At 40.8% G+C, this 13,927-nt stretch carries 11 protein-coding genes and 2 pseudogenes; 8 read left to right on the plus strand and 5 right to left on the minus strand.

What is annotated here, in order from left to right; translation table 11 throughout:
• Positions 1-86 precede the first annotated feature (86 nt).
• Positions 87-1,178: a transposase gene (locus L0665_RS01470; protein ID WP_274923948.1), complete on the minus strand. Its 1,092-nt coding sequence runs from the start codon at positions 1,176-1,178 to the stop codon at positions 87-89.
• Between the two features lie 341 nt (positions 1,179-1,519).
• A pseudogene (locus L0665_RS01475) lies at positions 1,520-2,459 on the minus strand (IS5 family transposase).
• 370 nt (positions 2,460-2,829) lie between these two features.
• Between L0665_RS01475 and L0665_RS01480 the strand changes: the two are divergent.
• The 8 genes from L0665_RS01480 to L0665_RS01515 are packed head-to-tail and all read left to right on the plus strand — an operon-like array spanning position 2,830 to position 10,139.
• Positions 2,830-3,813, plus strand: a complete 984-nt coding sequence (locus L0665_RS01480; protein WP_274923949.1) for a Gfo/Idh/MocA family protein — start codon at positions 2,830-2,832, stop codon at positions 3,811-3,813.
• Positions 3,810-4,541, plus strand: coding sequence for an acylneuraminate cytidylyltransferase family protein (locus L0665_RS01485; protein WP_274923950.1), 732 nt, complete (start codon positions 3,810-3,812; stop codon positions 4,539-4,541). The genes L0665_RS01480 and L0665_RS01485 overlap by 4 nt, the downstream gene beginning before the upstream one ends.
• The gene (locus L0665_RS01490; RefSeq protein ID WP_274923951.1) at positions 4,541-5,344 is read left to right on the plus strand and encodes an SDR family oxidoreductase; all 804 of its coding nucleotides are present in this window, start codon (positions 4,541-4,543) and stop codon (positions 5,342-5,344) included. Before L0665_RS01485 ends, L0665_RS01490 begins: the two co-directional genes overlap by 1 nt.
• Before the next feature lie 3 nt (positions 5,345-5,347).
• The gene (gene neuB, locus L0665_RS01495; protein ID WP_274923952.1) at positions 5,348-6,409 is read left to right on the plus strand and encodes an N-acetylneuraminate synthase; all 1,062 of its coding nucleotides are present in this window, start codon (positions 5,348-5,350) and stop codon (positions 6,407-6,409) included.
• Positions 6,406-7,545 (plus strand): UDP-N-acetylglucosamine 2-epimerase, encoded by a 1,140-nt coding sequence (gene neuC, locus L0665_RS01500; RefSeq protein ID WP_274923953.1) that lies wholly within the window; start codon positions 6,406-6,408, stop codon positions 7,543-7,545. The genes neuB and neuC overlap by 4 nt, the downstream gene beginning before the upstream one ends.
• Before the next feature lie 3 nt (positions 7,546-7,548).
• Positions 7,549-7,965 carry an acyltransferase gene (locus tag L0665_RS01505; RefSeq protein WP_274923954.1) on the plus strand — a complete coding sequence of 139 codons (417 nt, stop codon included), beginning with the start codon at positions 7,549-7,551 and terminating at the stop codon, positions 7,963-7,965.
• Between the two features lie 15 nt (positions 7,966-7,980).
• The gene (locus L0665_RS01510; protein WP_274923955.1) at positions 7,981-9,108 is read left to right on the plus strand and encodes a DegT/DnrJ/EryC1/StrS family aminotransferase; all 1,128 of its coding nucleotides are present in this window, start codon (positions 7,981-7,983) and stop codon (positions 9,106-9,108) included.
• Positions 9,108-10,139: a UDP-N-acetylglucosamine 4,6-dehydratase family protein gene (locus L0665_RS01515; RefSeq protein WP_274923956.1), complete on the plus strand. Its 1,032-nt coding sequence runs from the start codon at positions 9,108-9,110 to the stop codon at positions 10,137-10,139. Before L0665_RS01510 ends, L0665_RS01515 begins: the two co-directional genes overlap by 1 nt.
• A gap of 225 nt (positions 10,140-10,364) precedes the next feature.
• Here the strand turns inward: L0665_RS01515 and L0665_RS01520 are convergent.
• From L0665_RS01520 to L0665_RS01530, 3 genes and pseudogenes are all read right to left on the minus strand, one after another.
• Positions 10,365-10,682, minus strand: a pseudogene (locus L0665_RS01520) (UDP binding domain-containing protein); the annotation flags it as partial.
• A 356-nt stretch (positions 10,683-11,038) separates the two neighbouring features.
• The gene (locus tag L0665_RS01525; protein WP_274923957.1) at positions 11,039-12,391 is read right to left on the minus strand and encodes a mannose-1-phosphate guanylyltransferase/mannose-6-phosphate isomerase; all 1,353 of its coding nucleotides are present in this window, start codon (positions 12,389-12,391) and stop codon (positions 11,039-11,041) included.
• An 838-nt stretch (positions 12,392-13,229) separates the two neighbouring features.
• Positions 13,230-13,733 carry a hypothetical protein gene (locus L0665_RS01530; protein WP_274923958.1) on the minus strand — a complete coding sequence of 168 codons (504 nt, stop codon included), beginning with the start codon at positions 13,731-13,733 and terminating at the stop codon, positions 13,230-13,232.
• Positions 13,734-13,927 lie beyond the last annotated feature (194 nt).

Consider the following 13,927-nt stretch of genomic DNA (forward strand, 5'->3'; position numbering starts at 1 on the left):
GTATTCTCTGGAAACTATTAAAATAAGTAATGTTTCTATTAATCGTTTGCTTCAACTAATGAATATAATTATAGCCCAAACACCGGTTATTTTTTAGGGATTATGTCGAGCCCCAGTTTCTCTGCCAGATCCCTCACCTGCTTCGGCACCTCAGTCATGATCGAACGGGTTTCATAATTGATCATGAACACTTTGCTCAGTTTCAACAGCACATCCTTTGGTGAATATTTCCTGTTTAGTTCTGCTTTCTTAAGTCGCTGAATCAACCGGCAGTAGAGATACAATGAGATAAATGCAACAAAGAAATGACCAAACACTGAATCCACATCCCTTAGATACATTTTATCAGCACCCAACTCCGATTTGAATGTCTCAAAATGCTTCTCGACACCTTCCCTTGATTTATACAACTCATAGATCTTTTCAGGTTCAGTGTCATGGTTTGACAGAATCAGCATCATTCCGGCCTTTTTCAGTCTTTCCCTAAGTTCTTCCCGTTTAATCGTTCCTTTATCCAGCTGACTGTACAGCGACTTTTCTTCTTCCAGAGCAAGATCGGTGTCCTTAAATGCATATACCCATGTGCCATCAACACTTTGTCGGCCACAATGAATCAGACTGCCGTGATAATGCAGATGCTTCGTCAGATGAATCCTTTCCGAATAATATGTGCTGTTTCTTCGTAACGGTTGAATATACTCAATCTTCCGTTCATCAAAGACCGGAAGCAGAGCTTCAGAAATGAATCCCCGGTCCATTATCAGAAGTTTGTCTCTGAGATCAATCTCATCAAGTGAGGTTTCAAGCGTACTGACATCTTTAATAGTTCCAGGCATCCCGCGAATCATCACCGGCAATCCTGATTCTACGCTGCTAAAGAGAGCAATGTTCACCTGAGGGAGGTCAGATTTCTTTCTGTTGAAACCATATCCACCAATGTGTAGATTTTGAAACTCGGAGAAGACATAGGATAGATCATAGATTAATTGATGCTCACTCTTTGCGAGATGAGAGAAGAACTCATGCTGGGCAGCAAGGTCAGAACCAATTGATTTCAGAGCTTCACTGAGAACCTTAGGATCACAATTTGGTGCGATCTCTTTCGGAGAATAAAGCTTATCCCATTTATCTTTAATTCGTTTAAGAGGAGTGTAGCCGTCGATTCTGGTGAATACCATTGCAACAATCTCATGCCAATAGTTCGGGAAATACTCCTGAATCTAAGGGAGTTTTTCACTATACTCCACATTTATTTCATCCTACGAAAACGCGCACTTATGCAGAATTTCAGGGCACATTACTTCTCTAACGCAAACTATGATTTTCAGTTAGGGAATATTTCTAAATCTAACTTCTTCTCAAGCACTCTTACCCTCTTTGGAACTTCTGAAGAGGATATCTAAAAACCAATTTTTTTCCAACTCGAATTTGAAAATTTCTGAAAATTACGCACTTTTGCTTAATATATTGTTATCAAAACTCTAAATCATAATTCTTCTCAATAGCTATCGCTATCATATTACTGTTGTATCAACCCATTCAGGCGATAAAGATTGTAAGCAAAGAACGACATCACATTTTTAGCATGAACTCTCTCAACAGTTGTCTGCAAAACGTGGCCTCCATGAAAGGTACACTTAATCACAGCGTATGGCAATTCAACCAATGATCTGGTTCGGGATATTGCTCTGTTCCTACGTTTATCCTTTTCACTCAATGAATGTCCCCCTTGTTGCTCTTTTCATCGTTTTGTCCATCGAAGCATTTGGTTTAACTCCAAAATACCCCTTGTCGCGGCAAACAGTTTCTCCCTTCATTGAAAGATCAATTCTGCTATCATGAACATTGGCAATAGTGGTGTGAAGCCGCCAAACAATCAGGTTCTCTTTATCAATCAGATTGTGAACTTTATACCCAAAATATGACTTATTTCCCTTTTTAATCCACCCCCCGTCTTTTGATCGTCTTGTTTTTGCTTCATCTCCGCGAGGTTTATCTTTCTTATCGTGTCCTGGATTTGATGTGATAAATGATGCATCCTGAAGAACCCCACGAGTAATTATAATCCCTTTCTCTTCAATTTGTCTTTGTAATTCGTCCCAGATTTGGTCTAAGACTTGTTCATTAATCAGTCTCTCTCTAAAAAACCAAATTGTTGAATGATCGGGGACAAACTTAGGATAACCCAAAAAGTTTCTGAATGAAATTCTATCGTTAGCTTGCCTTGCTAATTCGGAATCTGAAAGACTGTACCACTGTCCTAAAAGAAGCAATTTAAGCATCACTATTTCATCGACATTGGGTCTTCCGCCAAGCCCTGTTTTGTTTGAAAATAGAGGAGAGAGAATTGGTCTGAAACATTCCCAGTTGATCAGTTTGTTGACTTTGCTTAATTTATCTTCTTTTAAAATAATTCGTGAATATTCATCCCTAAAAACAAAATTGGCAAAGTTACTCATGACAGTTGAGGGATCTGGCAATATAAGCTAATATTGGTTAAAGCGGGGGGTTTCGAAATTATCAAATATAGATATATATAACCCCTTAACCTTCAGCATCTATCTTTATTAACGCTCTTCATACCATAATTTTTTATGATTTCGATATATTCTTTCACTACATATCCAGCAAGACCTGTGAAAAATGATGTCTCCCATTCACTATAACCCGCGAAATATAACTTGTCAAACCGTGTTCCATCCTTTATGCAGTGGTCTGTAGACTCTGGCGTGTGATCTATAACCTGAGATAGGGATCTATGAACCTAGTGGTCATTTTCTGCGCTGTTTAGGACGTAATATATATTGAGACTAATCAAATAATTATCATATGAAAATATTGATTATTGGATTGGGTAGCATTGGATCAAAGCACTTAAAAAATATAAAATGTTTATGCCCCAATGCTGAAATAAATATATTACATTTGAAAAATAAAATAAATAATCAATCAGTAACAGGGATTAATAATATTTTTTTTGATCTGAACTTGGCTATTGAGAGTAAACCGGATATTGCATTTCTTACTTGCCCAGCTCCACTACATATACCAATTGCCAAAGAGTTGGCAAAAAATGGTGTTAATTTATTCATAGAAAAACCTATTTCAGATAACCTCAATGACATCAGTCAATTTATCGAATTATGTGCCAAAAATAGAATTGTTGTAATGATTGGTTATAATCTACGTTTTAATCCAGCTCTGTGTGCAGTAAAAAAGGCATTGGACAATAATTTAATTGGAAAATCCCTATCTTTTCGAGCCGAAGTAGGTCAATATTTACCAGATTGGCGCCCTAGATCAGACTATCGCAAGTGTGTTAGCTCCCATAAAGAGACTGGGGGAGGGGCATTATTAGAATTGAGTCATGAAATTGATTATGCACGATGGTTAATGGGGGAAGTGGGTATAGTAGACGCAGTCGTAGACCATATCAGCGACCTGGAAATGGATGTTGAAGATATTGCGGAAATAAATTTAAAATTTAAAACCGGTGCGTTGGGAAATATCCATCTTGACATGATAAGCCGGTCTAATATACGTAATTGTAAGATAATCGGAACCGAAGGTACATTATTTTGGGATGGGGTTAAGAACATTTCCAAAATATATTCATCAAAAACAGGCAAGTGTTCAAATTTGTGTGAATCTTCTGATCGAAATGATACATATCTCATGGAAATTCAGCATTTTTTTGACTGTGTAAAAACAGGCAAACAACCTAAGATAACGATTGAAGATGCTCGAAAAGATTTAGAAATAGTTCTCGCAGCAAAGAAATCGTCTCTTGAACAAAGGAGTGTGATATTATGACCCCATATATTGTAGGATTTATTTTTGCAAGAGGTGGATCAAAGGGTGTTCCAAGAAAAAATATTAGATTGTTGTCAGGCAAACCCTTAATTGCTTATGCTATTCAGGCAGCCCAATCAAGCAATTTGATTGAGAGAGTAATAGTTTCTACTGATGACAAAGAAATTTTACAAATCTCAAATCAATACGGTGCTGAAACCCCATTTATAAGGCCACTTGAATTGGCAAAAGATAACTCTCCTGAGTTATTAGCGTGGAAACACGCCATTAATATGATCAATATTGAAACAGATAAAAAAATCGATGTTTTTGTAAGTATTCCATCAACTGCTCCATTAAGACACGTAGAAGACATTGATAATTGCATAAATCTTTTACTGAATAGCGATGCAGATATTGTTATATCAGTTAAGAAAGCTGACCGGAATCCATATTTCAACATGGTTACACTCGATGAAAATGGTTATGCTAAAATTGTGATGAATTCAAATCATGGATCAATAAATCGAAGACAAGATGCCCCGATAATTTACGATGTAGCAACAGTTGCATATGCTGCAAGACCGGAGTATATCCTTCAGGCAAACTCAATTTTCGAGGGAAAAGTGAAATTAATCGAAATTCCTCCAGAAAGAGCATTAGATATTGATACCGAATTAGATTTTAGAATTGCGGAGTATATGATTAAAGATGAACAATCGTACAAGAGTTCTGTTGGAGATAAATAATGAAATCAACTCATGAATTGATGTGTTTAAAAGATCGTGTCGCACTTGTTACAGGAGGGGCAGGACATATTGGCTCAGTTATTTGTGAAACCCTTGCAGAAAATGGTTCAAATGTTGTAATAATTGATGCAAATAAAAGTGGATGCATTCAGACATCTGAAATGCTTGAGTCTAAATATGATGTTGAGACCATTGCATTAACAACTGACCTCAGCAATGAAATTGAAGTGAAAAAAATACCTGAAACTGTTTTAGACAAGTTTGGCCAGATTGATATTTTAGTAAATTGTGCTGCCTTGGTAGGAACGTCTGAAATGAAAGGATGGACTACACCATTTTCGGATCAAAATACTGATACATGGCGATCTGCATTGGAGATCAACCTCACAGTTCCATTCATATTAAGTCAGGCATGTTCTCAGGCGCTAACTACTTCAGGGAATGGATCTATCATCAACATTGGATCAATATATGGTGTACTTGGACCTGATATGACACTTTACGCCAATACAAACATGGGAAACCCCGCTGCATATGCTGCGAGTAAAGGAGGATTATTACAACTAACAAGATGGTTGGCAACAGTCATGGCACCATCAGTACGGGTGAATTCGATAACATTGGGGGGAGTTTACCGGAATCAGCCCCAAGACTTTGTATCTCAATATATTGCAAGAACCCCATTAAAGAGAATGGCTTCAGAACAGGATATCAAAGGTGCAATGATATTTTTTGCGAGCGACCTTTCAGCATATGTAACAGGACATAATTTACATGTTGACGGTGGATGGTCAGTTTGGTAATAAATGAGGTTTGCCATGTTTCATTCTCTATTCTACAAAATTTTTTTTGATAATCCTCAAAAATGTATAATCATTGCTGAGGCAGGTGTCAACCATAACGGAGATATCGCCTTAGCAAAAAAACTCATCGATGCCGCATTTGAAGCAGGCGCTGATGCAGTTAAATTCCAAACATTTAAAGCCGAAAACATTGTCACCCCCACTGCTGAGAAGGCAGAATACCAGAAAAATACGACAGATACTGGCGAATCTCAGTATGAGATGATAAAAAAACTCGAGCTTTCTAAAGCTGATTTCTGGGATCTCTCGGAATATGCAAAGAATACAGGAATACTCTTTTTATCCACTCCATTTGACGAAGATAGTGTGGATCTCCTAGATGAGATAGGTGTGCCTGCATTCAAGATACCTTCTGGAGAGATTACAAACTTCCCACTCCTAAAAAAAATAGCAAAAAAGTCCAAACCCATTATTTTGTCAACAGGAATGGCCACACTTGGTGAAGTTGAGGAATCGGTAAACTATCTTAAGAAATATGGTGCAGAAGAAATCATTCTTCTTCACTGCACCACCAGTTATCCTGCCCCAGTGAAATCTGTGAATCTGCGTGCAATGGAAACATTGCGCTGTGCATTTCAGTTCCCGGTCGGGTACTCCGATCACACTGAGGGGATCACAGTTCCTATTGCAGCTGTTGCCATGGGTGCATGTATCATTGAGAAACATTTTACTCTTGACAGGACTCTCCCCGGTCCAGATCATAAAGCCTCTCTTGAGCCTCGGGAACTTACCATGATGGTGAAGGCGATACGGGATGTGGAATGTGCCCTTGGTAACGGGATAAAGGGTCCAAATGATGAGGAAAAATCAATAAAAACGGTTGCCCGGAGAAGTATCGTCGCAAAACGGGATCTAAAAGAAGGAGATATTCTGACCGAGGAGGATCTGGCAGTAAAAAGACCTGGAACCGGAATTGAACCAAGGTATGTTGATTCAATCGTGCAAAAGAAGACAAGAATTTTGATTCGGAAAGATCAAGTGATTACATGGGATATGATTGAATGAAACGTAAAATACTATATATTAGCGGTACTCGGGCGGATTATGGTCTGATGCGGTCGGTTTTACATCAAATTCATAATCATGAGTCTCTTTCCCTTGATATTGCTGTCACCGGCATGCATCTGATGGATGAATTCGGGACGACAGTTGATGAAATAAAAAAAGATGGATTCAATTATCATATTGTCGATGTTTGTTATGATGACGATACGAAAGAATCTATGGTCAAATTTATTGGTAAATTTATTCAACATCTCACACCACTTGTTCGAACAATTAACCCGGATATTATTCTTGTTCTCGGGGATAGAGGAGAGATGCTTGGTGGAGCTATTGTCGGAGCATACCTGAGCATTCCCGTTGCCCATATACATGGGGGAGAGGTCACGTCCACTGTTGATGACCTTGCACGACATGCAATAACGAAATTATCTCAGATTCATTTCCCTGCCACTGAAGAAAGTGCACAGCGAATTCACCATATGGGAGAGGACCCGTCACAAATATTTGTTGTCGGTGCCCCGGGTCTGGATCAAATTCTCCATGAACCACTACTGCTGCCTGAAGAACTTGAGAAAAAATACCATCTGAATTTTTCAGATAAGGTATTACTTGTCGTTCAGCATTCTGTAACGCTTGAAACCGATCAAGCCCCAGAACAAATGAGAGAGACATTGGAGGCGGTATCATTATTTCAATACCAGACGGTCATCATATATCCAAATGCTGATGCAGGAGGGAGAGGGATGATCGATGTGATCAAAGAATATGAGGATCTTCCCTTTATCCGGACATACAAAAGCATCCCACACAAGGATTATCTCAGTTTAATGCAAAATACATCTGTTTTAATTGGAAATTCAAGCAGTGGCATCATCGAAGCCCCTTCGTTTGGACTTCCTGTAATTAATATTGGGTCTCGACAAGAGGGAAGAGAGAGAGGGGATAATATTGTAGAGGCTGAATACAACCGGAATTCAATAGTATCGGCAATAAAATATGTATTAAATGATCAATCATTTATATACAAGGTCGATTTGAAAATAAATCCCTATGGTGATGGTTGCTCTGGTAAAAAAATTACGAACATCCTGAATTCAGTAACGATAAACAATCAATTATTGCAGAAACGGAAATAAAGAATGAGATTTAAAAATTGGGAATATCCAATAATTGAAGATGGAAAACCTACTAAGTACAATTGGATAGTTCAACACACAGAAAACTTGAAACTCGGCCAGATGACTGACATTGGAGCATTTACATATGTTAATGCACAATATGGTATAGAAATTGAAGATTATGTCCAGATAGGTTCACATTGCTCAATATATTCTGTTTCCACTATTGACAATAAAGAAGGTCGGGTTGTTTTGAAGAAAAATTGCAAAATTGGGACACACTCTGTAGTGATGCCTGGTGTCACCATTGGAGAAAATTCAATCATTGGGGCTTTTAGTTTTGTAAATCAAGATATTCCTGATAATGTAATTGCATATGGCGTACCTGCCCGAATAATTAAAATGATTGACCCGGATAACAAAAATCTTGACTATTAATTTGGTGATTGATATATGACATGGAAAATACCTCTCTTTAAAATGTACTGGGACGAAGACGACGTCAGTGCGGTTAGTGAAACAATTCGCTCAGGAATGAACTGGGCAGTTGGAGCAAATGTTTCTAAATTCGAAGAAGATCTCGCGAATTATATCGGAACAAAATACTGTCTCACGTTCAATTCCGGAACCTCGGCACTCCACGCTGCCCTCATTGCTCATGGCATATCCACAGGTGATGAGGTAATTGTACCCTCCTTTACCTTCATCGCAACGGCAAACTCACCTCAATTCGTCGGAGCAAAACCTGTCTTTGCAGACATTGAAGAAACCACGTGTGGGTTAGACCCTGAAGATGTGGTCGAACGTATCACACCCAGAACAAAAGCTATTATGCCGGTTCATTATGGGGGATGCCCCTGTAGGATTCAGGAGCTGCGCGAAATCGCTGATGACCACAATCTGATTCTCATCGAAGACGCTGCAGAAGCCTTTGGAGCTTCTGTCGGTGGCAAGAAAGTTGGATCTTTCGGTGACTCAGCGATGATGAGTTTTTGCCAGAATAAAGTCATCACAACCGGAGAAGGAGGTGCGATCGTAACCGATTCACGTGATTTATACGAAAAAATGAAACTCATTCATTCGCATGGTCGCTTGGAAACAACTGATTATTTCGCAACCACCGCGGTAATGGACTACATCTCCCTTGGATATAACTTCAGGATGTCAAATATTACCGCTGCATTAGGTATATCTCAATTAAGAAAGGTCGAGGATATTATCGGGATGAGGCGTGCTGATGCCGCTTACTACATTCAGCGCTTAAAGGCTGAAGTGCCTGAATGTGTCATTCCAGAGCTTCCTGATAATTATTACCATGTATATCAATTATTCTCAATCCGGGTACAAAACAGAGACTCCCTGATAAAACATCTTGAGAAAAAAGGCATCATGTCAAAAATATACTTTTCACCGGTTCATCAGACAGACTTTTATCAGAAAAAACTGAAAAATTCATGTACATTGCCTGTGACACAAGAGATATCTGATGATATCATAAGTTTGCCTTTCTATCCAGGAATTTCACGGGACGATATTGATTTTGTAATTGACAATATTAAAGAATTTTATGAGGCAATGTAATGGTTTCAGATTACTATAGAGATAAAATAATTCTGGTCACCGGAGGGGCTGGAAGTATAGGGAGTGAGATTGTGAGGAAACTTTCTTTATTAGGTCCTTCTGTAATACGTGCTCTTGATAATGATGAAACTGCCTTGTTCAATCTTACATCACAAATGGATTCTCAGCAGCAGATCGTCCGGCCACTCTATGGCGATATCGGTGATGAAAACAGACTTGAAATGGCAATGGAAGGTGTGGATATTGTATTCCATGCAGCAGCAATGAAGCATGTGCCAATTTGCGAGTACAATCCATTTGAAGCTGTTAAAACAAATGTTATCGGTACTCAAAATGTAATTAGGGCTGCATTAAACCAGAATGTCGATAAGTTTATTCTGATTAGCACAGACAAGGCGGTCAATCCTTTAAACGTAATGGGGACTACCAAACAACTTGCAGAAAAGCTTACCATATCATCCAATCACTACCGTGGATCGAAACGCACAAAATTATCCTGTGTCAGGTTTGGAAATGTAATGAATTCACGTGGTTCTGTTGTTCCCATCTTTCATGAACAGATAAAAAGAGGTGGACCTCTAACTATTACAAATCCGAACATGACCCGTTTTATGATGACAATTCCGGAAGCGGTGGATTTTATTCTTGATTCAGCTAAAATATGTATGGGTAGAGAAATTTTTGTAAAAAAAATGAAGTCAGTTAAAATCTGTGATCTGGCTGAGTCAATGATTGAACATTTTGCTCCAAAATATGGTTACAACCCTGATGAAATAAAAATTAAGGTAGTTGGAGACAGGGGTAGAGAAAAAATGGATGAAGAATTATTTTCTACTGATGAATTAAAATATGTATACGAAAATAATGAAATATATGTCGTTCTGCCCCAGTTCAGTTATTCTAAAAATTACGGAAATGGTGTTGTTGATAATGGTTCTTTTTCCAAGGTTGAAGATAAGGTTTATTCTTCGAACAACACAGGATTTTTGGATGAAAAAGGAATCTTTGAGTTGTTTAAAGTGGTTGAGTGAATTTAATTTATCTGTCTGATTCTGATAAAAATTTCAGTTATCCTCATCTTTTTTGAAATTAATTGAGACGAAAAACAAAGAAAATAACCTCAAATTGTAATAATATGCTCAATAATAAAAACAATTGGAGGGAATAGGCAAGCATTCCCCCTTGCTCCGGCTGTAGTTTATACAACAAAATGGGGGGACGTTTTGGGATCAGAAATATGGAGAAGAGTCTTTATTTTATTTTTCTAATCCGTGATTATTCTTGTCGCCTCTCCCAATGCCCCGATAGACAAACCCACCAGCAATCCACTCATCAGGATCAGCAACATTCCTTCCGTCAACGATCACCGGGTGACCACATCCACAAAGCACCTTCACCTCAGCTGGGACAAAATTCCTGTACTCCTTATGGCCAGCGAAGATGTAAACAGCATCGGCACCCCTCAGGACCGCTTCGATATCACGTGTAATATCCGCACCTTCCGGCACATCCGGTGCCGTCTCCGGGTCAACCCACGGGTCGTGGACACGGACCTCGGCACCTGCCGCCTGATAGAATGGTTCGACCGGTGTTTCCCGGGCATCGTCGGAATCATTGAGGAAGGCGCAGCCAAGGGGGCAATCTTTGCGCCATTCATGATCGTTCCAACTTTTTGGAGGGCTGAATCCGTCAGGTGCAACATCTGAGCTGGCATGAAGTCATTGATTTGGCAAGATGCAACATACATAGATGCGATGTCATCGGACCCGAGCTGCTGCACACCCCATTCCAAGTGATAGGTGTGTCCTTGGGTGAGACAGTGCCAACAACACCTGCACCGGGCCAGAGGATGACTCTCGTTATTCCTTCGCCCTTAGGGGAGTCAACACCGGTGCGGACATCATAGGAGTTAATCCCCATCGCCTCCTATTCACTCTCTCTCAAAATCATCCTCGAACCGCACAATATCATCCTCACCCACATATTCACCATTCTGCACCTCAATCACCTCAAGCGGAATGAGACCTGGATTCTCCAGCCGGTGCTTGGTACCTGCAGGAACAAAGGTGCTCTCACCGGTCCGGACAAAGAATTCATTACCGTTATTTGCGACCATAGCCGTTCCCTTGACAACGACCCAGTGCTCACTCCGGTGGTGATGCAGCTGCAGACTGATGCGGCGGCCCGGCATGACGGTGATGCGTTTTATTTGGAAGGTATCCCCACATTGGAGAACAGTATATGTCCCCCAGGGACGGTGGACGGTTGTGTGGAGATCACAGCGTTCATCTCCCCGTTCCTTTAGGAGAGCAGCAATTTCCCCTACTCTCTGCGACTCGGACCGGGGGCAGATAAGAAGAGCATCAGGGGAGTCAATAATAGCGAGGTCATTGATACCTATTGTTGCAACAAGCCTATCAGATATGATAAGATTGTCGTGGCTCTCGATGCCAAGATGTTCACCACGAACAGCATTCCCATCCTCACTCCTAGGCTGAGCGGTGTAGAGTGCATCAAAATTTCCGACATCACTCCAGGGAACAGACAGAGGGACTACCGCAGCAATATCTGTCTTCTCCATGACGCCATAGTCAACAGAAATTTTCGGGGTCTCTCTAAATGCCTCATCTCTCGTAAGGGAAAATGCCTCTGCAACCTCAGGAGCATGTTTCCTGCACTCATCCATGAAAAGGGATGCGGAAAACAGAAACATCCCGGCATTCCACAGGTAGCCATCCCGGAGATAGGACTCTGCTGTTTCCTTGTCTGGTTTTTCTACAAATGCATCTACCTGAAATCCCCCGTCAAGGGTTGCACCCGGACGGATATATCCGTAGCCGGTGTGGGGGGAGTCTGGTGTAATGCCGAAGGTGACCAGATACTTCTCTGCGAGTTTTTCTGCTGCAAGAAATGCGGCTTTGTATGACTCATCCGGTGTGATGAGCTGGTCTGAAGAGAGGATTGCCACCCGTGCATCCGGGTCATCCTTCAGAATGGAAGTGATGCCATAGGTAATGGCAGGCAGGGTGTTTTTTCCCTGCGGTTCAGAGAGGATATGACAGGTGACATGCATCTCCTCCAGTTGATCTGCCACGAGAAACCGGTGTGCCTCATTTGTTACAATTGTTATCTCATCTGGTTTTGAAAACAGAAGGGCCCGCCGCACCGATTTCTGAAAAAGGGATTTTGAATCAATCAGTGGAATGAATTGTTTTGGGTAGCAGGTCCGGCTTAAGGGGAAGAGCCGGGTGCCAGAACCGCCTGCGAGGATGAGGGTTTTCATTGCGTATCTTAATTATATTGAATGAGATTACATTTCAAATGATTGATAGGTATTTATCAGTAAAATTAACCATCAACATATATTTTATGATCTTCATTGAAAGGATATTCCCTGATAGGACAATTTTCATAACAGCAATGAAAGGCAATAAAAAATCAGATTACAGTGAAAAACGTGGGGGGAAGACACATATTCAGTCATCTAAAGTCAAAAAATCCCCAAAAATCCCCTAAATCCCTCAAAAAACCCCATAAATCCTCAATAATCCAATCCACACAGACGCCCGGAGGACACACATCTCACCCCAGGCTTACCAATACATCCTCTGCAAATCACCCACCAGTAACACCCCTATAAAACCCTCAAATATCCACCAATACAACAAATAAAGCACAAATATGCCATAGATTACCCGGACCCAAAAGAACACCGAAAACAGGCCAAAATACGCCCAATTCACTCTTTTTTCTCCTACAAAGAGTGTCAAAATCCGATATGTATCCAGCCAAAATTCAGTCTAAATCAGGTCAGCCAGATATTCTAAAACAAGGGCTAAAACAAGGGCAAAAAACAATGTTCAAAAACAGGACACCAAAAACAGGGAGCCCCACCCCCTGTCCCTGGTATTCGTTCGGTGGTTATGGAGATGAATTTCATGAACAAATTCAAAATCGAAATCGGAATCGGATTCAGAATCGAAATCGAAGAACAGCATGTAAGAACTGTCCTCAACTCAGCTCTTTTCAGCACTCTTCAAATTTCTTCAAATTTCCTCAAATTTCCTCAACTAAGTTTTCCTCAAATTTCTTCAAATTTCTTCAAATTTCCTCAACGTTCCTCAGCCGAGTTCCGGCTTCCCGTCGGCCCATGCCTCAACCGCTTCCCGGATAGCATCGTCCGTATAGGAAGAGATGCGGACCTTGGTGCGGGAGAGCGTCACATAGTAGGTCTCGCTGTTCGCGTCGTGGCACTTCAGCTTGCAGGAGAAGGTGTCCTTTGCGTTGTCACGGGACTGGGTTCCGCCAATAGCGGTGGCAAGATCGTCGTCTGCCATCACATGGCTGGCAGCGGTCCCGAATGCCGTGACCGTTGCGACCTGGACGGAGACATCGCCTATGGTGTCGGCTTCGAGATTTTCGTATATGACCTTTGCATCATACGCTTCTTTGGAACGTACGACCGGGTCGATGGTCACCCCACTCTCGACGTACGAGGTACAGCCGAAGGGGTTGGTGTCGATGATGTCCTGCACAAGGGCATCGAAGATGGTGATATTTGCGATGGGGACGAGAAGGTCCCGCACCGCAGTCTTGGTGTTGGTGGTCTGGATAAAGTCAGCCATTTTTGGCACTCCTGCCAGCCGTTTCCCGGGGTTCGACTGACATATAATACTATTACTTCAGGTAATATTAATCTATCTAATCATTTAAAAAATTGAAAAATATTCAGTGATATGAATGGAAAAAACGGATGAATTAAGCGTAAAAAATATGCGAATACATCATCAGAACCATAAAATCAAATATACTCATAACC

This window comes from Methanogenium marinum (assembly GCF_028912405.1).
Lineage (GTDB): Archaea > Halobacteriota > Methanomicrobia > Methanomicrobiales > Methanomicrobiaceae > Methanogenium > Methanogenium marinum.